Annotated in this window: 22 protein-coding genes, 3 tRNA genes and 4 pseudogenes; 18 read left to right on the top strand and 11 right to left on the bottom strand. The window is 51.2% G+C overall.

The annotated features are described in order from the left end of the window. The 4 genes from ACRDD5_RS14250 to ACRDD5_RS14235 all read left to right on the top strand — a co-directional run. Positions 1-766, top strand: a 766-nt coding sequence (locus ACRDD5_RS14250) for a serine-type D-Ala-D-Ala carboxypeptidase (protein WP_438677110.1), incomplete at its 5' end; no start/stop codon positions are given. 121 nt (positions 767-887) lie between these two features. Further along, complete coding sequence (gene sbmC, locus ACRDD5_RS14245; RefSeq protein WP_438677109.1) at positions 888-1,361, top strand: DNA gyrase inhibitor SbmC; 474 nt, start codon at positions 888-890, stop codon at positions 1,359-1,361. A 104-nt stretch (positions 1,362-1,465) separates the two neighbouring features. Beyond that, complete coding sequence (locus tag ACRDD5_RS14240) at positions 1,466-2,524, top strand: FUSC family protein (protein ID WP_271282240.1); 1,059 nt, start codon at positions 1,466-1,468, stop codon at positions 2,522-2,524. 167 nt (positions 2,525-2,691) lie between these two features. Further along, positions 2,692-3,027, top strand: a complete 336-nt coding sequence (locus ACRDD5_RS14235; protein WP_095282548.1) for a DUF496 family protein — start codon at positions 2,692-2,694, stop codon at positions 3,025-3,027. A gap of 122 nt (positions 3,028-3,149) precedes the next feature. Here ACRDD5_RS14235 and ACRDD5_RS14230 read toward each other — a convergent pair. Then, a tRNA-Asn gene (locus ACRDD5_RS14230) sits at positions 3,150-3,225 on the bottom strand. A 155-nt stretch (positions 3,226-3,380) separates the two neighbouring features. On the opposite strand from ACRDD5_RS14230, the gene ACRDD5_RS14225 reads away from it, so the two are divergent. The 8 genes and pseudogenes from ACRDD5_RS14225 to ACRDD5_RS14190 all read left to right on the top strand — a co-directional run bounded on the left by ACRDD5_RS14225 (position 3,381) and on the right by ACRDD5_RS14190 (position 8,636). Continuing rightward, the gene (locus ACRDD5_RS14225) at positions 3,381-4,895 is read left to right on the top strand and encodes an EmmdR/YeeO family multidrug/toxin efflux MATE transporter (RefSeq protein ID WP_438677108.1); all 1,515 of its coding nucleotides are present in this window, start codon (positions 3,381-3,383) and stop codon (positions 4,893-4,895) included. A gap of 80 nt (positions 4,896-4,975) precedes the next feature. Beyond that, positions 4,976-5,051, top strand: a tRNA-Asn gene (locus ACRDD5_RS14220). A gap of 160 nt (positions 5,052-5,211) precedes the next feature. Beyond that, a pseudogene (locus tag ACRDD5_RS14215) lies at positions 5,212-5,358 on the top strand (Arm DNA-binding domain-containing protein); the annotation flags it as partial. 288 nt (positions 5,359-5,646) lie between these two features. Then, a pseudogene (locus ACRDD5_RS14210) lies at positions 5,647-5,757 on the top strand (IS5/IS1182 family transposase); the annotation flags it as partial. 78 nt (positions 5,758-5,835) lie between these two features. After that, positions 5,836-5,985: pseudogene (locus ACRDD5_RS14205) on the top strand (RNA-binding S4 domain-containing protein). 292 nt (positions 5,986-6,277) lie between these two features. Next, a complete protein-coding gene (locus ACRDD5_RS14200; protein ID WP_438677107.1) occupies positions 6,278-6,478 on the top strand; it encodes a hypothetical protein in 201 nt (66 codons plus the stop codon). Next, a complete protein-coding gene (locus tag ACRDD5_RS14195; protein ID WP_438677106.1) occupies positions 6,465-6,854 on the top strand; it encodes a M15 family metallopeptidase in 390 nt (129 codons plus the stop codon). Before ACRDD5_RS14200 ends, ACRDD5_RS14195 begins: the two co-directional genes overlap by 14 nt. A 255-nt stretch (positions 6,855-7,109) precedes the next feature. Then, positions 7,110-8,636: an aryl-sulfate sulfotransferase gene (locus tag ACRDD5_RS14190; protein WP_438677105.1), complete on the top strand. Its 1,527-nt coding sequence runs from the start codon at positions 7,110-7,112 to the stop codon at positions 8,634-8,636. 195 nt (positions 8,637-8,831) lie between these two features. On the opposite strand, the pseudogene ACRDD5_RS14185 reads toward ACRDD5_RS14190, so the two are convergent. Next, positions 8,832-8,933 (bottom strand): annotated as a pseudogene (locus tag ACRDD5_RS14185) (IS5/IS1182 family transposase); the annotation flags it as partial. After that, on the bottom strand, positions 8,934-10,076 hold the full coding sequence (locus ACRDD5_RS14180; protein WP_438677112.1) for a cytoplasmic protein: 1,143 nt from the start codon (positions 10,074-10,076) through the stop codon (positions 8,934-8,936). Between the two features lie 131 nt (positions 10,077-10,207). On the opposite strand from ACRDD5_RS14180, the gene ACRDD5_RS14175 reads away from it, so the two are divergent. Further along, entirely contained in the window at positions 10,208-11,764 is a 1,557-nt protein-coding gene (locus ACRDD5_RS14175; protein WP_438677104.1) for a bifunctional metallophosphatase/5'-nucleotidase, read from the top strand. A 124-nt stretch (positions 11,765-11,888) separates the two neighbouring features. Here ACRDD5_RS14175 and ACRDD5_RS14170 read toward each other — a convergent pair whose 3' ends face one another. Further along, the gene (locus tag ACRDD5_RS14170; RefSeq protein WP_438677103.1) at positions 11,889-13,661 is read right to left on the bottom strand and encodes an aminopeptidase P family protein; all 1,773 of its coding nucleotides are present in this window, start codon (positions 13,659-13,661) and stop codon (positions 11,889-11,891) included. 17 nt (positions 13,662-13,678) lie between these two features. Next, positions 13,679-15,133: an AMP nucleosidase gene (locus ACRDD5_RS14165; protein WP_271282247.1), complete on the bottom strand. Its 1,455-nt coding sequence runs from the start codon at positions 15,131-15,133 to the stop codon at positions 13,679-13,681. Positions 15,134-15,274: 141 nt separating this feature from the next. On the opposite strand from ACRDD5_RS14165, the gene ldtA reads away from it, so the two are divergent. Further along, on the top strand, positions 15,275-16,225 hold the full coding sequence (ldtA, locus tag ACRDD5_RS14160) for a L,D-transpeptidase (protein ID WP_438677111.1): 951 nt from the start codon (positions 15,275-15,277) through the stop codon (positions 16,223-16,225). Positions 16,226-16,277: 52 nt separating this feature from the next. Here ldtA and ACRDD5_RS14155 read toward each other — a convergent pair. Continuing rightward, positions 16,278-16,353 (bottom strand) — tRNA-Asn (locus ACRDD5_RS14155). Positions 16,354-16,673: 320 nt separating this feature from the next. Between ACRDD5_RS14155 and nac the strand changes: the two genes are divergently transcribed. Together nac and cbl are read left to right on the top strand one after the other, a co-directional pair. Further along, on the top strand, positions 16,674-17,591 hold the full coding sequence (nac, locus tag ACRDD5_RS14150) for a nitrogen assimilation transcriptional regulator NAC (protein WP_271282251.1): 918 nt from the start codon (positions 16,674-16,676) through the stop codon (positions 17,589-17,591). 96 nt (positions 17,592-17,687) lie between these two features. Then, positions 17,688-18,638: an HTH-type transcriptional regulator Cbl gene (gene cbl / locus ACRDD5_RS14145; RefSeq protein WP_438677102.1), complete on the top strand. Its 951-nt coding sequence runs from the start codon at positions 17,688-17,690 to the stop codon at positions 18,636-18,638. Positions 18,639-18,681: 43 nt separating this feature from the next. Here cbl and ACRDD5_RS14140 read toward each other — a convergent pair whose 3' ends face one another. The 5 genes from ACRDD5_RS14140 to ACRDD5_RS14120 all read right to left on the bottom strand — a co-directional run bounded on the left by ACRDD5_RS14140 (position 18,682) and on the right by ACRDD5_RS14120 (position 22,507). After that, positions 18,682-18,969, bottom strand: a complete 288-nt coding sequence (locus tag ACRDD5_RS14140) for a hypothetical protein (RefSeq protein ID WP_438677101.1) — start codon at positions 18,967-18,969, stop codon at positions 18,682-18,684. 41 nt (positions 18,970-19,010) lie between these two features. Then, positions 19,011-20,687, bottom strand: a complete 1,677-nt coding sequence (locus ACRDD5_RS14135) for a hypothetical protein (protein WP_438677100.1) — start codon at positions 20,685-20,687, stop codon at positions 19,011-19,013. Then, on the bottom strand, positions 20,684-21,424 hold the full coding sequence (locus tag ACRDD5_RS14130; RefSeq protein WP_438677099.1) for a hypothetical protein: 741 nt from the start codon (positions 21,422-21,424) through the stop codon (positions 20,684-20,686). The genes ACRDD5_RS14135 and ACRDD5_RS14130 overlap by 4 nt, the downstream gene beginning before the upstream one ends. Before the next feature lie 91 nt (positions 21,425-21,515). Beyond that, on the bottom strand, positions 21,516-21,863 hold the full coding sequence (locus tag ACRDD5_RS14125) for a DUF4870 family protein (protein WP_271282256.1): 348 nt from the start codon (positions 21,861-21,863) through the stop codon (positions 21,516-21,518). A 467-nt stretch (positions 21,864-22,330) separates the two neighbouring features. Beyond that, positions 22,331-22,507 carry a hypothetical protein gene (locus ACRDD5_RS14120; protein WP_438677098.1) on the bottom strand — a complete coding sequence of 59 codons (177 nt, stop codon included), beginning with the start codon at positions 22,505-22,507 and terminating at the stop codon, positions 22,331-22,333. Positions 22,508-22,665: 158 nt separating this feature from the next. Here ACRDD5_RS14120 and ACRDD5_RS14115 point away from each other — a divergent pair, with 158 nt between their 5' ends. Continuing rightward, a complete protein-coding gene (locus tag ACRDD5_RS14115) occupies positions 22,666-22,911 on the top strand; it encodes a YmjA family protein (protein ID WP_438677097.1) in 246 nt (81 codons plus the stop codon). Positions 22,912-23,141: 230 nt separating this feature from the next. Then, on the top strand, positions 23,142-23,495 hold the full coding sequence (locus ACRDD5_RS14110; RefSeq protein ID WP_438677096.1) for a type II toxin-antitoxin system RelE/ParE family toxin: 354 nt from the start codon (positions 23,142-23,144) through the stop codon (positions 23,493-23,495). Position 23,496 lies beyond the last annotated feature (1 nt).

Below are 23,496 nucleotides of genomic sequence, written 5' to 3'. Positions count from 1 at the left end.
CGTGGCGCTGGCCGACTACGTGGCGGGCGGACAGCCCCAGTTCGTCAAGATGATGAACGACTATGTGCAAAAGCTGAATTTACGCGATACCCATTTTGAGACGGTTCACGGCCTGGATGCCCCGGGCCAGCACAGCTCTGCCTTCGATCTGGCGGTGCTCTCCCGCGCCATCATCCACGGCGAGCCTGACTTTTATCATATGTACAGCGAGAAGAGCCTGACCTGGAACGGCATCACCCAGCAGAATCGCAACGGCCTGCTGTGGGATAAATCGCTCAGCGTCGACGGTCTGAAAACCGGCCACACCTCCGGCGCCGGTTTTAACCTGATTGCCTCGGCCGTTGACGGCCAGCGCCGCCTGATTGCCGTTATCATGGGGGCTGAGAGCCCGAAAGGCCGTGAGGATCAGGCCCGCAAGCTGCTGCACTGGGGACAGCAGAATTTCGATACCGTGCAGATCCTGCATAATGGCAAGCAGGTCGGCAGCGAGCGTATCTGGTACGGCGACAAAGAGACGATCTCTCTGGGTACCGACCAGGACTTCTGGCTGGCCCTGCCGAAGTCAGAGGTGCCGAATATCAAAGCCAAATACGTGCTGGACAAAAAAGAGCTGGAAGCCCCGATCGCTGCGCACCAGCGGGTAGGTGAGATTGAGCTTTACGATCGCGATAAAGTGGTGGCTCACTGGCCGCTGGTGACGCTGGAAAGCGTCGGCAAAGGGGGAATGTTCTCCCGTCTGAGCGACTATCTGCACCACAAAGCCTGACCCGGCAGTGAGCAGGCTGGCGAGGGTGCGAGTCTGCTCACATAATAAACACAGCACAATTGTTAAACCGCTTTTCTCTGCTTTAGAGTGTATGTATATACAGTAATCAAACGGAGGCAGCATGGACTACAGCATCACGCACCAGAACAAACGCAAAATCGCCGGTTTTCATCTGGTTGGCCCCTGGGAGCAAACCGTTAAGCAGGGTTTTGAACAACTGATGATGTGGGTAAACGGCCAGCGGATCCAGCCGCTGGAGTGGGTGGCGGTCTATTATGATAACCCTGACGAAGTACCGGCTGATAAGCTCCGCTGCGACACGGTGATCACCGTGCCGGACGATTTTACGATCCCCGCCAACAGCGAAGGGGTGATCCTTACCGAGGTGGCCGAAGGCGACTATGCTGCAGCGACCGCCCGGGTTGAAAATCACGACTTTGCCACCCCCTGGAATCATTTCTTCGACAGCCTGCTTGAAGACGGCAAATACCAGATTGCGCCGAAACCCTGTTTCGAACGTTATTTGAATGATGGCAACGCAGACGGCTACTGGGATATCGAAATGTTTATTCCTGTACAAAACAAAGTTGGTTAAAAGGTCGTCAATACCCACGCTTTGCCGGGTTTTTCTGCCGGAGGTCACTCCTTCGGCAGAAAACGCAGTACAATCAGGGTTTGCCGTAATGCTGGAGAGCGTGTGTGCGCCCCGACAAATCATTAACGCCTTTTGAAATTCGCCTGTATCGCCACTACCGCACGGTTCATGGATGCCGTATTGCGCTGGCGTTTGTCCTCACCTTTTTACTGGTACGTCTGCTGCATGTACCGGAGGGGACATGGCCGCTGATCACGCTGGTGGTGATCATGGGGCCGATCTCCTTCTGGGGCAATGTGGTCCCGCGCGCGTTTGAACGTATTGGTGGAACTATCCTCGGCTCAGTACTGGGGCTAATAGCCCTGAAGCTTGAGCTTTTCTCTCTGCCGCTGATGCTGGTGTGGTGCGCGGTCGCTATGTTCCTTTGCGGCTGGCTTGCACTGGGCAAACGGCCCTACCAGGCGCTGCTGATTGGCATCACCCTTGCGGTGGTGATCGGTGCGCCGACGGGAGACATGCACACCGCCCTATGGCGAAGCGGCGACGTGATCCTCGGCTCCCTGCTCGCGATGCTGTTTACCGGCATCTGGCCGCAGCGGGCGTTTTTGCACTGGCGTATTCAGATGGCGAACTACGTCACCGCTTTTAACCGGGTCTATCAGGCTGGTTTTTCCCCCAATCTGGTCGAACGCCCGCGGCTTGAGAAACACCTGCAAACCATCCTCAATGACGTGGTCAAAATGCGCAGCCTGATTACTCCGGCCAGCAAAGAGACCCATATTCAGAAATCCATCTTCGAAGCGATTCAGACCGTCAGCCGCAACCTGGTCTGCATTCTGGAGCTGCAAATCAATGCGCACTGGGCCTCCCGGGCCAGCCATTTTGTTATGCTCAATGCCCGGACGCTGAAAGAGACGCAGCAGATGACCCAGCAAACGCTGCTCACCATCGCCCATGCGTTGTACGAAGGTAATCCGCAGCCGATTCTGGCCAATACCGAGCGGCTGAACGAAATCGTTGCCGAGTTGCGCCAGCTGATCAACGATCAGCGCGGTGAAAACGTGGCGGAAACGCCTATTCATGGCTATGTATGGTTGAGCATGGAGCTGGCTCGCCAGCTGGAGCTGCTGTCTCATCTTATCTGTCGGGCATTGCGCAAATAAAAAGCGGACATGCGCAGTTATGATGCCTGCTGCTTCGATTCAGCAGAAATTGAGGTTATGATAGGGCCAAAGGAAAAATTATTGTCATCAGCAATCGCTGTCAGTAAGGTTAACGCCATCGCGGTTGTTTAAACGAATCCGAATCTCACATTATCAGGGGTGTAAAAATGGAAACTACCAAGCCTTCGTTCCAGGACGTTCTGGAATTTGTCCGTCTGTTCCGCCGCAAGAACAAACTGCAACGTGAAATTCAGGACGTTGAGAAGAAGATCCGTGACAACCAGAAGCGCGTTCTGCTGCTGGACAACCTGAGCGACTACATCAAGCCAGGCATGAGCGTAGAAGCGATTCAGGGCATCATTGCCAGCATGAAAACCGACTACGAAGATCGCGTAGACGACTACATCATCAAAAATGCTGAGCTGTCGAAAGAACGCCGCGACATCTCCAAAAAGCTGAAAGTGATTGGCGAAATCAAAAACGGCGAAGCAAAAAGCGAGTAATCGCCGCAGGCTATAAAAAAAGGCTCTCTGCATCACAGAGGGCCTTTTTTATTGGCAACATAACGTCATTTAAGCCAACGATGAAAAGCAAAAAGCCTGCTCGTAAGCAGGCTTCTTAAATTTGGCTCCTCTGACTGGACTCGAACCAGTGACATACGGATTAACAGTCCGCCGTTCTACCGACTGAACTACAGAGGAATCGGTGTGGAGTGCTATCTTAGCGGCGAAAAAAGTTTTGTCAAACCTGATCTTACCCATTATGTTCAACTGCTGATTCTGTCGACAGTTTGTCGTAAATCCCTGGATATTATTGTGGGAAATACTTTGCAGGACCGTCTATTCTCCCTCATTATTTGAAAAGGAGTTTCAACTTTCTCTCTTTAAGGTCCATTTTGAACGTCACCTCCGCTTTACGCCAGGTTGTGCAACGCACGCCCTGGTATGCCAAACGTAAGAGTTACAAAGTTCTGTTCTGGCGTGAAATCACCCCCCTTGCCGTGCCTATCTTTCTGGAAAATACCTGCGTCCTGATGATGGGCGTGCTCAGTACCTTCCTGGTGAGCTGGCTTGGAAAAGAGGCGATGGCGGGTGTGGGCCTGGCCGACAGCTTCAACATGGTGATCATTTCGTTCTTTGCCGCTATCGATCTCGGTACCACGGTGGTGGTGGCCTTTAGTCTCGGCAAACGCGATCCGCAGCGCGCGCGGGCGGCGGCCAGGCAGTCGCTGGTGATCATGACGTTGTTTTCCATCGTGCTGGCGGCGGTGATCCACTACTTTGGCGAAGAGATCATTAATATTGTCGCCGGAGAGGCCACAGGTGAAGTGAAAGCCCTGGCGCTGTCGTACCTCGAAATGACGGTTCTCAGCTACCCGGCCGCGGCGATTGCGCTGATTGGCAGCGGGGCGCTGCGCGGGGCGGGGAATACTAAAATACCGCTGCTGATTAATGGTGGGATGAACATCCTCAACATCATGATCAGCAGCGTGCTGATTTACGGCATCTTTTCCTGGGACGGGCTCGGCTTTATCGGCGCGGGGCTGGGACTGACTATCTCCCGCTACGTAGGCGCAGTCGCCATTATTGCGGTGCTGGCGGTGGGCTTTAACCCGGCGCTGCGCATCAGCTTAAAAAGCTATTTCAAGCCGCTGAACTTTGCCATTATCTGGGAAGTGATGGGCATCGGCGTACCGGCCAGTATTGAGTCGGTACTGTTTAACAGCGGCAAGCTGCTGACCCAGATGTTTGTCGCCGGGATGGGTACCGATGTTATTGCCGGTAACTTTATCGCCTTCTCCATCGCTGCCTTAATCAACCTGCCGGGCAACGCCCTCGGTTCAGCTTCTACCATTATCACCGGTAAACGGCTCGGGAAAGGGCAGATAGGGCAGGCGGAGCGTCAGTTACGCCATGTATTCTGGCTCTCCACCCTTGGCCTGACCGCCATTGCATGGGGAACCGCGCCGTTTGCCAGCTTGCTGGCATCGTTCTATACCCAGGAGCAGGACGTTAAAGACGTGGTGGTTATCCTCGTGTGGCTGAACGCTGCCTTTATGCCGATCTGGGCCGCCTCGTGGGTACTGCCTGCCGGGCTCAAAGGGGCTCGTGATGCCCGCTTTGCCATGTGGGTCTCGATGCTCGGAATGTGGGGCTGTCGCGTAGTGGCGGGTTATACGCTGGGGATCATGCTCGGAATGGGCGTGGTTGGCGTTTGGTTGGGGATGTTCCTGGATTGGGCGGTACGCGGCGCACTGTTCTACTGGCGGATGGTCAGCGGACGCTGGCTGTGGAAATACCCACGGCAAAAACGTGACCAGGCCCTACATAGTGGTGCAGAACGGTTGCCAGATGCACAAAGTGGAGAATAAATCGGCAAACGATACGAATTGTGCATTCTGCCTTTGACAATACCAGGTGGCATCGCTAATATTCGCCCCGTTCACACGATTCCTCTGTAGTTCAGTCGGTAGAACGGCGGACTGTTAATCCGTATGTCACTGGTTCGAGTCCAGTCAGAGGAGCCAAATTCTTGTTTTCATGCTGCGTTGTGAATCCTTATACGATTTGGATTCATTAAGTTAGCGTGAAAAACCTTACCGATGCATTTTCAGTTTCCCCTCTGCATCGGGAGAATTTGCTAGTCAGATTTGGGTCATTTCTGTTTGAAAATGGAGTGACCACCCTATGTCTCTTACCCATATCCAAATCTGTAATCCAAAACTTGCTTCATCTCCCTTTAAGTTCGCTGATTCTCACAGTTAATACCTGATTGTTAATCCAGGCGGTTCACGTCTCTGGTATCTCAAATATCGTTTTAACGGGAAAGAATCCCTTAAAGTGTGTTGATGACTATCAGCAGGATCGGGAATTAACCCGACTGGTGATGATGTTGACTCTGCATCTATCTGGACGCAAGCCGTGTAGGATTCTTTGCACTCTGGACTTCCGCGCGACAACATAAGGTATGCCTGAGCCAGTAATACCTGGGTTTATGGAAGTTGAAAAAGCCGCTCCCGCTTACCCCGGGAGCGGCTTTTTTTTAAGGAACCTGCACCAGCAAAGATTTGACGTGTTAAACCGATGAAATTGCCATTGTTACATTGACCGACAGCGCACAGCCTGAAGGTTTTTGGAGAAGGCGAGTGGAAAGTCAGGCAGCATGAGGCTGACGTGCGGCGCAAGCTTCATACGACCATAGCCAGTGTGACGCACGAAATTATCTTTTATGAAACATGACACACGCTACTACCATGAGCATAGTTACGCGGTAGCGAATCAGCATCTGAGCGGCAGCAATAACTCCTGGAAATGGCCGTATTTTCATTAGGTTAATACCCATACGTTGAGCTGTAGGATCTGCTTAAGCTTGAAAACTGGAGCGAAAGCGGTGCACAGGCCAAAATCGTCGCGGGTAAGACCCTGAGCTATGAAGGTCAGAGCGTTACGGTTACAGCATAATCCCTCCTGAACCCGGTATTCGTCGCGCTATCGGGTTACCCCATCTCCCGCTCGCCCCTCTTATGTATTCCACTACTAAATAAAATAATTCATATTAATAATAAATAACTATCATTCACAAAGAATCGATCGATAAAAGCTATTAATTGCATTGAGTGTGACATTCATCACAAAACAGGGCTGCTCAACGTTTATTATTTACTGCACAGCAACACCATATAGTTCAATTACAAAAAATTGTCTCATCATGCAGTAAATTTTTTTACTTATACAATCGTTGGAGGTAATTGTTTTGACATGGAAAGACCCATCATTAAATGCATTTTTAAGCTGCACCAAAATTATATTGTCAGAGGCATGGGGTGTTCTTGTTAGTCATTTCCTTGACGTTAAGTCTGGTCAGTCGGAAAAGAATTTATTTCCGGCATTAGCACAAATTATTATGTCAGGATTTACCGGCGTAATTTCTGGAGATGCTAATGATAAATCATGAATTTGGTATAGCTACTGAAAAGAATCTTAAAGGTGTGCATAAGGACCTGTCTGACGTGATGAGAAGAGCATTGAAATTATCACCTATTGATTTCGGTATTTCAGAAGGGTTAAGAAAGCAAAAGCGGCAGCTTGAGCTTCTGGCATCAGGAAAATCATTAACGTCAAAAAGCAGGCATTTAACAGGGCACGCCGTCGATGTATTCGCCGTCATAAATGGTACAGCATCCTGGGAGTTTAAACATTACCAGACAATTGCAACTGCGGTGTTTCGGGCAGCGAAGGAGTTATCTGTTGATGTTGAGTGGGGGGGTAATTGGACGGAAGTAAAGGATGGCGCTCATTTTCAACTCTCACGAAAGATGTACCCTGAATAGTATCTGGAATATTGAGGAGATCTATTTACACAAGTAATAGGATTCGCCTTCATCTGCAGGATGATTAAACTCATCCTTGTTTACTCAGCTGTTTTTTAAGAGGAGCATTATAATACAAATCAGTTTTTTAATTACTACAGTACTAAGTTATAAGTCAGGCCTTTATTTGCTCGCTGTTTCTATTGGCGACCCCTTGCTGTCCTGACAAAAAACCGTATCTACATCTAATGGAACGAACCCAAAAGGAATACGATAATGACAATTAATTATGTTAAAACTGAACTTGCACCGGCCGACAATCAGCTCGCTGCATACATTTATTTTACTTCAGATACGCCAGTAAGCTATTCTTATACTGTATCAAAAAGGACAACCAGCCCAACCAGTGTAGATTTTTCCTATACGTCGGATCTGATTTATGGTGTTTCTCAAACCATAAAAATCCCTGTTATTGGCCTGTATGCGCAATATGCAAACAACGTCCAGGTCGTATTTAAGGATGGAACTGGGGCTGAAGTTTTCAATCAGACATTCTCTATTAGTACGGAAGATCAGGTTTATGATAAATCTGTCATCTTCCACCTCGATATTGAACAAACAGATCCTGCGCTATTTACATCTGTATGGGGAAATAGCTGGTTAATGCAATCTACTGGCCGTGGTTACGACCAAAATGGCGACCTGCGTTTTAACTTTTTATCGGTTTATCATCTTCAGCCGTTAAGAATTCACAATGGTTACATCTATACTGGTAGCGATGAAGATATGTCGTGGTATGGTCGTCGCTTTTTCAAAATTGACATTCTCGGTAATGTCATCTTTGAATTCGATTTGCGTGACGCTAATGGCAATCACTATTCAAACACGCACGATTTAGTCTGGGACTCAGCAGGCGATATTTATATGTTTGGTAACGACAGCCCTAATCGGATAACCAATACGATGGGACAAGATTCCTTGGTTCTAAAATTCAACGATCAGACCGGGAAGATGATTTGGGCAAAAAACTACACCAGTGAGTATAGCGGATCTCAAATCTTAAATAATAGCACTCCTAATGATATTCATTTAAACTCGCTTTCATGGATTGCAAGTAGTCCAAATAATGATGAGGCAGTCATTGTTCATTCCCGTTCAACGAGTACGACTTTTGGCATATCTATCACTGATGGTAGTATCTTATGGGTAATCGATACAGGTAATTACAATCCTCAATTCCCGGTAAATCCAGAAACTATTCACATTGATAACTCTGGTATTACTAACTATGAAAATGGTGCTCACACTGTGTGTATCACTAATAACAGTGCATTTGCTGACAATATCGACTCTACCGTGGGGAAATTTGTTTTATCTGTCTTTGATAATAGATCTTGTCTTGCTGCGGATGGAAGTCCTGTAATTCGTCCGATGAATGACAATGCGACAGACGATGCCTATTCAACACCTCCGGCTCGTATTCTATTCTATGCTGTAGACTTAGCAACCAAAACAGCTGTAGAAATCCACGCACCTATTGAGCTACCAACAAAACCCATCATCCAATGGACTGATTTTATGGGGGGAGTGTTTGACCATGATGATTACTTCGTTATTTTTACCAACCATGCCCGTTCATTCTTTATCTCCGATGTGAACGGCAATATGATTGCCTCTATCTACGATGTAATTTCTCTACCTGATGGCGCGCCTCAATTCCCTGCAGAGGGCTATCGTGCAAGATTATTTAGCGAAACAGAACTGTCTGACTTAATTACTACGGCATCAGTTACTGTAAATTAATAAAAAGATATAATTATAAAAACAGAAGCAATCGATCATCGGTTTTTAATGACTAATTGATCTATCTGCATATATTAAAAGGGTTCATGTATCTACATGAACCCTTAATGATATATACTAAGTATTTAGAGCCTGTCTCACCAGGACTTTATTCCAGACGATAAGACCACGGGTAAAATGCAACATGGCCTAATACCATGACCAGTGAATACCGTCCAGATATTCGCAGGCAAGCAAACCGTTCTGCCAGAAGCGCTCAAAGAAACCTACGTCACACCACTCCTGGAAACGCCGGTACTAATCGCCCGAAGGGGCTGTTATAAGTCTATCGTTATAATCATGCGCCAGGGAAAGTAGTATTTGCGTTACGCCACCTGCGGATAATTGGGCACTGTGGGTAAAATTCGTTTGTTTGTATAGCCAATCGATGAAGTGCCTGCTGGCCGCTATAGAGAGCATTTCAGCATTACTGCTATCACCCCCTGTTAATGGGCAAACCATCTTACGGTTTTTTCCCTGGATCCAAAGTGACCATTGACTTTGCCACCATCCATGGTGCGTTTTTCCCTGAAAATACCATGGGGTATTCGTATCACTGTCGCTTATATCTTCTTCTATAAACCAAAGCTCGCCTTGTTGTTGACGAAACAGTTCTGCCCACACAGTAATAACCGCGCCACGAAGAAAACATTCGTGAGAAATAACATGTGTTTTTATCTCAGGAAAGAGGATATTCAGTACCCGAAAATGCCCGTGGGCAGCGATAACCGGACGCAGAATAGCACCTTTGGCGTTGCGTTTGAGTACTGCACTTCCATACTGAATTTCATCAAATTGACTCCGGCGTAGAAAATGCATCTCACGCATATCAACGCGTTTTACGATATCACTATGATGCAATTCAGGCTCAATATTCCCTCTCCAGAGATAACGTAGGGTTTCCCCGATCGGATGCTGAGTAAAATTAGTGGAAAGATGAAGGATATTACCTCGGATAGCATCGAAACTGAGTAGAACATACAATTTCTGATCTCCTCTGCTCCCCTGGAATGGCACAATTAAAGGCACTGTTTCAATCTGTACTGGTGGTATTACTTCTCCTGGTAATTGCCGTTTAGGTGTCCAGACTTTTCTGCAGATTCGGCACTGAACGCGCTGTGTTCCCCGTGGATTATGACCATAACAGATAGTTTTATTGCAATAACATTCAGGACAAAAATGACCGTTTTCAAAGGCATATGCACTTAAGTGAGCAGACAGCCATTCATTAAATTGTTGTTCATCAAACAGTGGGGGATAACTCCCGCAGGCTCGACAGTGCAATGCCGGGAACCCCAGTCTGTAGTCTGGCCAACTGTAATCTGCAGATGCCGATATGGGTAGCCCTAAATTGCGGCAACCAAACGATTTGCACGTATTAATCGTAAATTGAGTCAATATACGTCACCAACGATTTTTAGAGGTCGCTAATGTTAGACCATAACTTCGATTTGATTGTGTGAACAGGCGCACGTATCAATGTCTTTCAGAACGTAAAATACCCGAAATTAATGTGAATGAAGGAACAAATTATGAAATTAAAAGCGATTGCTGCGGGTGTTTTGTTGACATTACCACTCTGGGCTTGTGCCAAGGATATCACCATTATTTATACCAATGATCTCCATGCCCATGTGGAACCCTATAAAGTGCCATGGATTGCAGACGGAAAACGTGAAATCGGTGGCTGGGCGAATATCACCACTCTGGTAAAAAATGAAAAAAACAAAAACAAAGCCACATGGTTTTTTGATGCAGGTGACTATTTTACCGGCCCTTATATCAGCAGCTTAACGAAGGGCAAAGCAATCATTGATATTATGAATACCATGCCGTTTGATGCGGTCACAATTGGAAATCATGAATTTGATGATGGTTGGGATAATACGTTGCTCCAGCTTAGCCAGGCGAAATTCCCCATTGTGCAGGGCAATATATTTTATCAGAACAGCGATAAAGCATTCTGGGATAAGCCATATACCATTATTGAAAAAGATGGCGTGAAAATTGGCGTGATAGGTTTGCACGGTGTATTTGCCTTCAATGATACTGTTTCTGCTGTAATGCGCGAAGGTATTGAAGCACGGGATGAGATTAAATGGTTACAGCGTTATATTGATGAACTTAAGGACAAAGTGGATCTGACCGTATTACTGGTTCATGAAGGCACGCCTGCCCGTCAGTCAAGTAAAGGGAGTACCGATGTGCGTCGTGCGCTGGATAAGGATATTCAGACGGCAAGCCAGGTAAAAGGTCTGGATATTCTGATTACCGGACATGCGCATGTCGGTACGCCGGAACCGATTAAAGTAGGCAATACGCTGATCCTCTCAACCGACAGTGGTGGTATCGATGTAGGGAAACTGGTCCTGGACTACAAAGAGAAACCACATAACTTCACGATGAAAAATTTCGAACTGAAAACCATTTACGCAGATGAGTGGAAGCCCGATCCGCAAACGAAGGAAGTGATTGACCGCTGGAATAAGAAACTCGATGAAGTGGTTGGACAGACGGTGGCTCAGTCGCCGGTTGAATTAACACGTGCATATGGTGAATCAGCTTCACTGGGCAATCTGGCTGCGGACGCTTTGCTGGCCGCTGCGGGTAAAAATACACAGTTGGCCTTAACCAACTCTGGCGGTATCCGCAGTGAGATCCCGTCTGGTGCGATTACGATGGGTGATATCATTAGTACGTTCCCATTCCCTAACGACCTGGTCACCATGGATCTCACCGGTAAGCAATTACGTAGTCTGATGGAACATGGCGCAAGTTTAAGTAATGGCGTCTTGCAGGTCTCAAAAGGGCTGGAAATGAAGTATGACAGCAGTAAACCTGTCGGAAAACGGGTCCTGGCGCTCACACTTAATGGTAAAGCGATTGAGGATTCGACGGTTTACCACATTGCAACCCAGAACTTCCTTGCTGATGGCGGTGACGGTTTTACCACGTTTACCGAGGGTAAAGCGCGTAACACAACCGGTGGGTATTCCGTTTACAAAGCAGTGATCGATTACTTTAAAGCAGGTAATACCCTCACCGATGAACAACTTAAAGGTAAGCGCGTTGCTGATGTGAAAAAATAAATCTGTGATGCGGTAAAAGGCAAAGTGATATCACCTGGACCCGATCTTAAAGACATTTTCAGATAAAGGGGGCACTTTGCTTTTCTGCGTTCGTCCTCACCCTGTGGGTGAGGACGAATATAGGCTACCTGTGCACGCGCACCGGCGCCGTTGCCGCAACCAGCCACGGACGGGCGTCGCTATTAACGTGCGGCGAGAGCACCTCGCGTACCTGCTGGTGATATTCATCCAGCCACTGGATCTCTTTGTCACTCAGCAGATGCAGCTCCACCTGACTCAGGTCGACTGGAGCCAGCGTCAGCGAAGCAAAGCGGCAGAACCCCGGAGTGCTTTCGACAATCTCCACCTGATTTTCTATACGGATCCCGTACTGATCCGCCAGATAATACCCCGGCTCGATGGTGATGATACTCCCCGCCACCAGCGGCCACGGATTGACCTTCTTCGCGATACGCTGCGGGTTCTCGTGGATCAGCAGCTGATGACCCACACCGTGTCCGGTCCCATGATCAAAATCCAGCCCCAACTCCCACAGCTCACGCCGCGCGAAGGCGTCGATCTGATGCCCGCAGGTGCCGGATGGGAACTGCAGCGTAATCAGTGATAAAAAGCCTTTCAGGACCGCGGTGTAGTGCAGACGACACTGCGCGCTCAGCGTGCCGAAGGCCAGCGTACGCGTGGCGTCGGTGGTGCCGTTGTGGTACTGCCCGCCGGAATCATTCAGGTAAAAATGGCTGCGGGTAATGGCGGTGTTGGTTTGCTCGCTGGAGTGGTAATGGCACATCGCCGCATTACTGGCCGACGCGGAAATCGTGGCAAAACTCTGCTCGATAAACCCGGGCTGCTGCTGGCGAAATGCCAGCTGTTTAGCCTGTGCTTCCAGTTCAGTCAGTGGATTGCCAGTGGCTTCGCGACGGGGAACCTCATGCGTCAGCCAGGCGAGGAAGTTGACCCACGCCGCGCCGTCCTGCTGATGGCTGTCGCGATAGCCGGCCAGCTCGGTGGGGTTCTTATGCGCTTTTAGCAGGGTAATGGGTTCGGCCTGCCAGACAATCTCGCCCTGTGGCTCGATCGCAAAGCGCAGGGCGACAGGGGCACAATCGGCATCCACCATTACACGCTTACCGGCGCAAAGCTCTTGGCTGCGCGTCAGAAAGGCGGACTCAGGCGACAGGACCAGGCTCTCCAGCAACGAGGCCGGGAGCGCCTGCGTTTTCTCCGGTGTGACAAACCACTCCACCGCGCCGTCGCGGCCCAGCAGGGCAAACGAATTCGGAACCGGGCTCATCGGGATATCGCTGCCACGCACGTTGAGCAGCCACGCAATATTATCCGGCTGGGTAATCGCCAGATAATCAACCTGCTGCTCGTCCAGCAGGGCAGCAACGCGCTGACGCTTATCGGCGCTGCTTTCTCCGCTGATCTCAACGGGCATTTCACGGATCGCGCCCGTCGGTGGCGCAGGACGATCCTGCCAGAGAACATCAAACGGCGAGTCGTTCAGCGGAACAAGGTCGCAATGGCTGGCATTGAGTCCCTCGAACTGGGCGTTAGTCATCAGCAGGGCTTCGAAGGCGATACGGGCGCCGGCTGCAACGTGCTGTGTCAGCCATGCTGGCAGCGGATCGTTGTGCAGATGCAGGATCTCCACGTCGGCCAGATCAACCTGCTGGTGGGCCTGAACCTGATAACGACCATCGACAAACAGCACGGCGCGATCGCGCAGGATCAGGGCGTGGCCCGCCGAACCGTCAAAGCCGGTCAGCCAGGCCAGCACATCAGCATGGGGGTGGCAATATTCGCTCTGAAAAGCATCGGCACGCGGGACGATAATGCCGTCCAACCCCTGCGACGCCAGCCACTGGCGCAGTGCAGAGAGCGGTGTTGTGGTTTGCATAACTTTCCTTTTTATGATTAACGGAACGGCGGCTCGTTAAAGGTCCGCAGTTTACGCGAGTGTAATTTATCGCCCTCGGCGCGCAGCAGGTCGATGGCGCGAATACCAATTTGCAGATGCTCGGAGATCGCCCCTTCGTAGAAACGGTTTGCCTGGCCGGGGAGCTTAATTTCACCGTGGAGCGGCTTATCAGAGACGCACAGCAGGGTGCCGTAGGGCACGCGGAAGCGATAACCTTGCGCGGCGATGGTGGCGCTCTCCATATCGATCGCGACCGCGCGGCTTAAATTAAAGCGCAGCGCCGAAGCCGAGTAGCGCAACTCCCAGTTACGGTCGTCGGTGGTGACTACCGTGCCGGTACGCAGACGCTGTTTAACCTCTTCACCCGGCATCCCGCTCACCTCTTTGGTGGCGTCGTAGAGCGCGCGCTGCACTTCGGCAATGCTTGGGATTGGAATGTCCGGCGGCAGCACCGCATCCAGCACGTGATCGTCGCGCAGATAGGCGTGTGCCAGCACGTAATCGCCAATCAACTGGCTTTCACGCAGGCCGCCGCAGTGGCCAATCATCAGCCAGACATCCGGGCGCAGCACCGCGAGATGATCGCAGATGGTTTTGGCATTCGACGGGCCGACGCCAATGTTGATAAGCGTAATGCCCTGGCCGTCAGCGGTGATCAGATGCCAGGCCGGCATCTGGTGTTTTTTCCACGCCAGATCGGAAACGGCCTGCTCCGGTGCCTCGGTTTCTGCGGTGATCCAGATCCCGCCCGCGCAGGACAGCGCGATGTAAGGGCTGTCGGGATCGAGGATCTGGCTGCAACCCCAGCGGACAAACTCATCCACATAGCGGGTGTAGTTGGTGAACAGCACAAACGGCTGAAAATGTTCCGCCGGGGTGCCGGTGTAGTGCCGCAGGCGTGCCAGCGAAAAATCGACGCGGCGGGCGTCGAAGTGCGACAGAGGGGAAAACTCCGCCGGATGGTAGATCCCGTCGGCGGTTTCATCGCCAATTTGTGACAGCTCGGTGGTGGGGAAGTGACGCGTCAGCCCGGCGCTCATGGAGCGATCGAGCGTCAGCTCTGAGCCGTCAATAACGTATGGATAGGGGATCTCGTGGCGCGAAGGCTCCACGGTAATGTGGGCGTTGTAATCCTGATACAGCAGCGTCAGCTGTTCTTCCAGATAGGGGCGAAACAGCTGCGGACGGGTGATGGTGGTGGAGTAACAGCCTGGATGCGTGAAGCGCGCATAGGCGCGGGTTTTCGGCAGGTTGGTGGCGCTGCCATCCCAGGTCACAGAAAGCGAAGGATAGACAAAGAGGCCATTCAGTCGGGCCTCTGCATCGGGAAGCGTTCCGTCTTCAATATAGCGACTGATTGCGCCACGCAGCGCATTTACCGCCTGCTCATACATCGTATTTAGCGTGTCCAGTGCCTGAGCCGGGGTCAGGCTGGAGCCCTTATTATTCATCTCTGTCTCCTTAATACAGGTATGCGGCGTTATCCGATAGTATGTCACCTGTATATGAAACAAAAGTCAGGAGATCGGGGCGCGGCCTCTTTCATCGAGGCTATGCTTATCGGACGCGCGGAGCGACAGAGGAAGGGAATGATGCGTCGTATTAACTTGTTGGGCTATTTAGCTGCTTTATTGGTCAGTCAGAGTGCGCTGGCGGTAAGTTACCCCTTGCCGCCTGAAGGGAGTCGTCTGGTGGGGAACCCGCTGGTCATCACCGTTCCGCAGGGCAACACCCTGCCGCTCGAAGCGTTTGCGGCGCAGTACAGCCAGGGCCTGAGCAACATGCTGGAGGCCAATCCGGGAACAGATCTGTTTTTACCCCAATCCGGTTCGCAGCTGATTGTCCCACAGCAGGTCATTTTGCCCGACACGGTGCGTGAGGGCATTGTGGTGAATGTGGCGGAAATGCGTCTCTATTATTATCCGCAAGGCAGCAACACCGTTGAGATCCTGCCGATCGGTATTGGCGAGGCCGGACGTGAAACGCCGCGCAACTGGGTCACAACGGTTCAGCGCAAGCAGGAGGGGCCGACCTGGTCACCGACGCCAAACACGCGTCGTGCCTATGCCAAAGAGGGGAAAACCCTGCCTGCCTTTGTGCCTGCCGGGCCGGACAACCCGATGGGGCTGTATGCCATTTATATTGGCAGGCTGTATGCCATTCATGGCACCAATGCGAATTTTGGCATCGGCCTGCGCGTGAGCCAGGGCTGTATTCGTCTGCGCGACGACGATATCAAATATCTGTTTGATAATGTCCCGGTCGGGACGCGCGTCCAGTTAATCGATCAGCCCGTAAAAACGACCACCGAACCGGACGGCAGTCGCTGGGTGGAAGTGCACGAGCCGCTGTCCCGCAATCGCACGGAATTTGAGTCCAACAATAAAGTGCCGTTGCCCATCACGCCCGCGCTGCGCGCGCAGCTGAAAGGGGCAGGGGTGGATACCGTGCGGGTTGACGGCGCGCTGGAGCGGAGATCGGGGATGCCGGTGAATATCGGCTATGGGGCACTCGAGACGCCATTGGTGGCCTCAGGACAGTAAAAAATGAAAGCAAAAAGCCCGCTTAAGTTTCCTTAAGCGGGCTTCTTTAATTTGGCTCCTCTGACTGGACTCGAACCAGTGACATACGGATTAACAGTCCGCCGTTCTACCGACTGAACTACAGAGGAATCGTGTGAACGGGGCGAATATTAGCGATGCCACCGGCCGTTGTCAAAGGGTGTTCCTGCATGTTTGAACCGTTTGCTGACAAAATCAGCAAAGTGGCTGTTTCGTCAACGAATCCGCACACTTTTGGTGCATATATACCCCTTATGGGGCAGATCATAAACCGTTGTTTCACTTTCAAAAGCGGCCTTATTGATTAGATTCTCTTATTTTCAGCCGTTTAGCGGACATATCGGACCTCTTGTCAAAACTGGCAAGCATCTTGCAAAACCCTCTGTACATTCGCGCCGGAACCGGCAACGCATTTCGTACAGGGGGCAAAATGAACTTAAGACGACTGAAATACTTCGTAAAAATCGTCGATATCGGTAGCCTGACCCAGGCTGCTGAAGTGTTGCATATCGCACAGCCGGCGCTGAGCCAGCAGGTGGCCACTCTGGAAGGTGAACTGGATCAGCAACTGTTGATTCGCACGAAGCGCGGCGTCACACCTACCGAAGCGGGCAAAATCCTCTATACCCATGCACGTACTATTCTGCGTCAGTGTGAACAGGCGCAGCTGGCAGTTTGTAACGTTGGACAGACGCTGAGCGGCCAGGTCTCCATCGGGCTGGCACCGGGTACAGCGGCGTCGTCGATTACCATGCCGCTGCTGCAGGCGGTGCGCACTGAACTGCCCGAGGTGCTGGTCTATCTGCATGAAAACAGCGGCTCGGCGCTAAACGATAAGCTGCTCAGCGGGCAGCTGGATATGGCCGTGCTGTACGACCGCTCACCTGTGGCGGGGATCACCAGCCAGCCGGTGTTGAAAGAAGATCTCTTCCTGGTGGGGACACGCGACTGCCCGGGGCAGAGCGTGGATTTAACCGCCGTCGCCGAAATGAATCTGTTCTTACCGCGTGATTACAGCGCCGTGCGTTTACGCGTGGATGAAGCCTTCTCCCTGCGTCGCCTGACGGCGAAAATCATCGGCGAAATCGACTCTATCTCGACGCTCACCGCCGCGATTGCCAGCGGAATGGGCGTGACGGTATTGCCGGAATCGGCGGCGCGGTCGCTCTCGAGCGCGGCCAATGGCTGGATGGCGCGCATCACCACACCGTCCATGAGCCTGCCACTCTCCCTGAACGTCTCGGCGCGCGGCTCACTGTCGCCGCAGGCACAGGCGGTAAAAGAGATCTTAATGTCGCTGGTGAGCCGCCCATCGCTGGAGAATCGTGAGCTGCAGCTGGTCAGCTGATATTCCATAAAAGCATAAGATGCTGGTTTTTATTATTTGTTCTCACGGCGGGCACACCCTAACAATAGCGCTATGTCTGATGCGCCGGAGTGAACCGTGAATTTCCAGCAACTTAAAATTATCCGCGAGGCGGCCCGTCGGGATTACAACCTGACCGAGGTCGCCAACATGCTCTACACCTCTCAATCAGGCGTCAGCCGCCATATACGTGAGCTGGAAGAAGAGTTGGGTATTGAGATTTTCATTCGTCGTGGCAAGCGCCTGCTTGGGATGACCGAGCCTGGCAAAGCGCTGTTAACCATCGCCGAGCGGATCCTCAATGAAGCCAGCAACGTACGCCGTCTGGCGGATCTCTTCACCAACGATGCCTCCGGTGTGTTAACCATCGCAACCACCCACACGCAGGCACGTTACAGCCTGCCACCGGTGATCAAGGCCTTCCGCGAGCTGTTCCCGGAGGTGCGCCTTGAGCTTATCCAGGGTACGCCGCAGGAGATTGAAGTCCTGCTGCAAAACGGCGGGGCGGATATCGGGATCGCCAGTGAGCGCTTAAGCAATGACCCGCTGCTGGCGGCCTTCCCGTGGTTTCGCTGGCATCACAGCCTGCTGCTGCCGGTTGACCATCCGCTGACGCAGATTGCCCCTTTGACGCTGGACGATATCGTCAAATGGCCGCTGATCACCTATCGGCAGGGGATCACCGGGCGTTCGCGTATCGACGAGGCTTTTAACCGCAAAGGGCTGACGCCCGATATTGTGCTGAGTGCGCAGGATTCGGATGTGATCCGCACCTACGTCGAGCTGGGGCTGGGGATCGGGCTGGTGGCGGAACAGTCTGGCGGCGAGAGCGAGCAGGGCAGCCTGGTGAGGCTTGATACCCGTCATCTGTTTGATGCTAACACCGTCTGGCTTGGTCTCAAGCGCGGGCAGCTTCAGCGCAACTACGTCTGGCGCTTTATCGAACTGTGCAACGCCGGGCTGTCAGTCGATGAGATTAAACGTCAGGTGATGGAGTCAGAAGAAGTGGTGCTGGATTATCAGATTTAGTCAGGCAAACCCCGCGTTGCGGGGTTTATAAAGGGTCTTCAGTTCAGTCTTTCTGAATAATCAAACGTGAATAGACGGTGGCTTTGCTTGGATCCATCTGGGAAGTCGATGCCATTTGATCGCTCACCTGCACAATCTTCCAGCCCTGTTTTGCCAGTTCCGGAAGGGTGCCTTTCACGCCACCCCCACAGGTGAAAACGGTGCTGTCATTAACATCCTGGCGACCGCTTGCCAGGGCGCTGACTTCAGGTGAACCGCAAAAATGCGCTTCACCGGCAATTACCGATGCGCTCATACCCAGTAAAACAGCCACTAATAATGTCTTTTTCATTTTTGCCTCTTCTCGGTGATGTTGTCTTCCCCGCAGGGAAATTAATCGTCATGCGTCACATAGCCGAAATCAAACCCTCCCAGCACCGTTTCTCGCAGGTACTGGTTCATCGGATAGCTGTAGCTTTGCCCAATACTGACAGCATGCACAACGCGCAGTAATGCCTCGCCGCGAAGGGCTAAAGGCTCATCGGTAATCGAAATTTCAGCCCCCTGCATCGCATTCCTTAAGTCCTGATAGGCCGCTGATTCGGTGATGCTGTTATTCATCACGCTAAACATCACCAGCAGCGCTGAAATGAGCGCGACAGGGAAAATCAGCGGATGGTGATTCAGGATCTGCACCGCGCGCGAGGATCGCCGGGCCAGGATGGCGGCTGTCAGGGGCACAAGCACTAAATAGAGCAGTTTTGCCAGGTGGGTGAGGGCGCCAATCAGGGAGAAGATCAGCGCAACAGGCGGCACAATGACGGCTCGCGCGGCATCCTCACCTTGTTTTTCATTTTCGCCACCCGCGCTGTAGCTGGATAACGATGCCCGCAATCCCGGTAACTGCTGCTTTACGGCCTCATTAAGATGGGGAGTGTGCAGCTGGGCGGCAAACAGCTTTAACCCGTCATTTTTCGGGTATTCCTCGCGAACGAGCGTGCCTGCCGGGAGCACCAGTTTTTCGCGCAGGGTTTTTTGTACCACCTCCTGGCGGAAGAACACCCCCCAGTCGAGTCGTTTGGGAATAGTCACTCCGTTAAATACAACGGTTCGCTGAGCGAGATATCGCTGTTTGACGGTTTTCGCTACCGCAGCATCAAACCCGGCGCGATCGGATGGCGACCAGTTATTGGCGACGGGTACGCCTTGCCCGCGAACATGGTTACGCACGCTGGCGTAGTAACGCCGGGGAACGTTCCAGGTTTTCAGTCGCTTTGCCTCTAACGAGCGTTCATAGCGTTGCCAGGCTTTGTCCTGCTCACGGCGAACCGCCTCGCTGATGTCCATTTGATCGTTGTAATAGGCCACGTACTGTTTATGGACGGTTTCGCGTGCCTCCAGCCAGGCTTTGTAATAGCCAAGGACACCCCCTTCCCGTGCGCTGATGTTGTCGCGTAAATTTTGCTCTGCGCCGCTTTTCAGCAGCTGATGATAGCGATCGGAGGAACTCAACAGGATGGGGAGCGTGGCCAGGAACGCCTTCCCGGACGGACTCGTCCAGGTCTGTACCTGCCCGCCCGCATTATCCAACGGGATCCCTTCCAGCGTCTGATGGCCTTCAATCAACGAACGTTGATAGAGTTGCGCCAGCAGCGACATCTGGCGAAATTCGCCGGTGCTCTTCGAGACCTGGCGTTCAATCACCCATTCCACGGCGTGCCACGTTACCGTGCCGGTAACCAGACACAGCAACAGCACCGCGCCCGCGGTTGCCTTTGCCGTCAGGATGATGCCTTTTTTCTGTAGCCTGACATTGGCGAGCAGCGCAAACTGTAGCACCAGCAGCGCCGCCGCGATGGCGGTTAATGTCCGCCCATAACGCTCAATATTGTGAACTTCTTCAGCCGTTGACACGCTGCCGACCAGATCGAGCAGGCGAGAGTTGAACGCCAGTTCACAAATGAGATAGGTCAGGGTAATGCCGATCACCAGCCAGTTTTGCCAGGAGGGGAGAGGCGAGCGCTTGATCCCGTCGCGCGCCCCTGTCTCTGACTGTGCCTGCTCGGTCATGATTTGATCTCCAGGCTGGTTTGACGGGTTTTCGTCGGCTGGTAGATCTCGGTCGGCAGTGAGTTATCCAGCTCAGGCTGGGCAACCTTAGGCGGAAGCGGTTGTTCAGCTTTGACCGGTGTGCGTTTTACCGGCTTAGACGAGCTCTGTGACTTGGCTTTACGCGACGTTTTGACCTTCTCACGGCGGTCAGTCTGCACGGTTTTTTGCGGCTGAACGGGCAGCCGACGATGGTAAACCTCACCATGCTGCCAGTTGAATTGTTCAATACGATTATCGGTTTTAAAGTTCAGCTGCAGTTTATCCGCGCTGGCGGTAATGTCCGGTCCGATATCGCATATTCCGGTAAATGCCCACTCCTGCGAACGCGTGTTCTGCAGGTCGACCAGCCGATATTGCGCCGGGCAGGACGACGTCGCCACTTTCAGCAGCAGCAACGTATGCCCTTCGATATGATATTGATTGATGATCCTTGCCCAGCTCACGCCTTCCAGCGGGCGCTCAATCATAAGATTGCTCCATTTCAGACTGTAGCGGCCACCCAGTTCTCTTAACGCGCCTTTCGAGCCATCGGCCAGCGTAAATTGACCGACTTCATTCCCCAGCACGCTCGCCAGGTCAGTATTAAAAAGGATCTTACCGTTTTTATCGTAACGGACAGAGCAGCCGCTTAACCCGAGAATTAACGCCAGAACCAGTAAACTTCGCAGGGTTAAGTTGTGCAGTGACACGCTCATTGCTTAATTCCGTTTTTGTTCATGTTTTATCAATGCAAAAAGTTATCAATGTCACCATTGATAACTTTTGAAGGGAATACTTGTGCGAGCGTTATGCTTTCGGCAGTTTGCCTTCACCCAGACGGGTCATACCCTTAATAATTTTGATTAATGACCAGATAAACCAGGCAAGGCCAACAATCATACCAATGACAAATACCCAGGTCAGTAAGGCAACAATAACGAGCACAAAGCTAATCCAGAACAGTTTGATGAGATAGTTAAGGTGCTCTTTCTCGAACGCCGTTGCGCTGGACCGATTGACGTAGGCCATAATCACGCCAACAAGCGCGGCTAACCCGCCGGTGAAATAGCTGACAATGAACAGAATATAAATAATTCTGATGGTCGTGACTTTCGATTGTGCGGCGATCGTTGGGTTCTGTAATTGTTCAGACATAGAATATTCTCGCGATTTTAGTTAAGGTGAAAAGACGTGCTGGTAATACATTTCTTGCATTAGTCTGACGATCGTAACTTCGATTACCCCATTGGACTGTATTGTTATGACAGATTGATGAAACAAATTATTATCGTTATTCACTGTCAGAAGCAGGTAAAGGGCTAGCCCCAAAAAAAGCCAGAAGAATTTAGCACGTTAACGTATTCCGTCAATATCCAATTCTGGTAGTTATCAAGATGTTAATCCACTTAAAGCACTAATGATTCACTGTTTTTAGCTAAATGTAACTACTATTAATGGTGGTTAAATCGCGAGTATGTCAGCAATAATTAAAATATTGCTTTTAATTTTATGCTTAGCGCAAATTATACAAATCAGAAAATTGCATTTAGCTTCGCCACAATGACATTGGTTGATTAATGAAATAGCCGAGAATACACGTTGATTTTAAATTTCGTATTCCATTACACGTGGAGCAGATGCTGGGTGGATAAAAAACAGTTGCTGAAGCTGGCGTGACGCGTATCGATGAGGTGAAACGAAGCAAAATTGTAATCTTCAAAAGTAATAATGGCTGGCAGGCGGCAGGCGGCAGGCGGCAGGCGGCAGGCGGCAGGTTTGTAAGGCCAGTAAAACCTCATATCTGGCCCTTGTCGCGTTTAATGAGCAATGCGCGTCTAAAATGCAAAAAGGTGTCAGATCTGAAGCCATTACACAGTACACTCCCATGGTCAGAACTGCTCTTGTCCGAGACGATGCAGACAGCACTGATACAGACATTAACCCTTGGGGGCGACTTATGAACAATGAAGTACCGATCAAATATTATGACATCGCGGATGAGTACGCGACGGAATCCGCAACGCCGGTGAGCGAGTCAGAGCGTGATTCTCTGGCACGCTACTTCCAGCTGCTGCTCACCCGCTTAATGAATAACGAAGAAATCAGTGAAGAAGCGCAGCAGGAGATGGCCTCTGAAGCAGGTATCAACGCGCAGCGTATTGATGAGATAGCGACGTTCCTCAATCAATGGGGCAATGAATAGTTTCTGTTGATGTAATGCCGCTTGATTCAGGATCCGGAAATGCGCTGCGTTTCCGGATTTTTTTTTCGGGCCGCAAAACGGTGAATGTCTTGCAAGATGTTCGCTGAAATAGCTGAATGCCCCTTCCGTTTTTCCGTAAAGTTACATGCTTTCCACGCTGCCTTCCTTCATCATTCTCTTATAGCTTTACATCTATATAGCATTGAACCTATATTGAATAAGGAAATCCCGTGTGGACGATTAAAACAACGGATGTTTTTGATCACTGGTTTAGCTCGCTTAACGATACGGATCGAGCCTGCGTACTTGCTGTATTGTTAGTCTTGAGGGAAAAAGGCCCAGGTTTGTCCAGACCCTATGCTGATACGCTAAAAGGCTCCCGCTATAACAACATGAAAGAGCTGCGTATTCAGAGCCGGGGGGATCCAATACGGGCATTTTTCGCTTTTGATCCTGACCGTACCGGTATCGTACTTTGTGCCGGAAGCAAAGCGGGCAATGAGAAACGGTTTTATGATGAGATGCTATCGGTTGCTGACCGGGAATATGAAAAGTGGCTAAACACCTTAACAGAGAAGGGGTAAC

The sequence above is a fragment of the Silvania sp. genome, assembly GCF_051656365.1.
In the GTDB taxonomy this organism is placed as follows: Bacteria; Pseudomonadota; Gammaproteobacteria; order Enterobacterales; family Enterobacteriaceae; genus Enterobacter; species Enterobacter hatchlandensis.
This window is presented reverse-complemented; position numbering and strand designations above follow the sequence as displayed.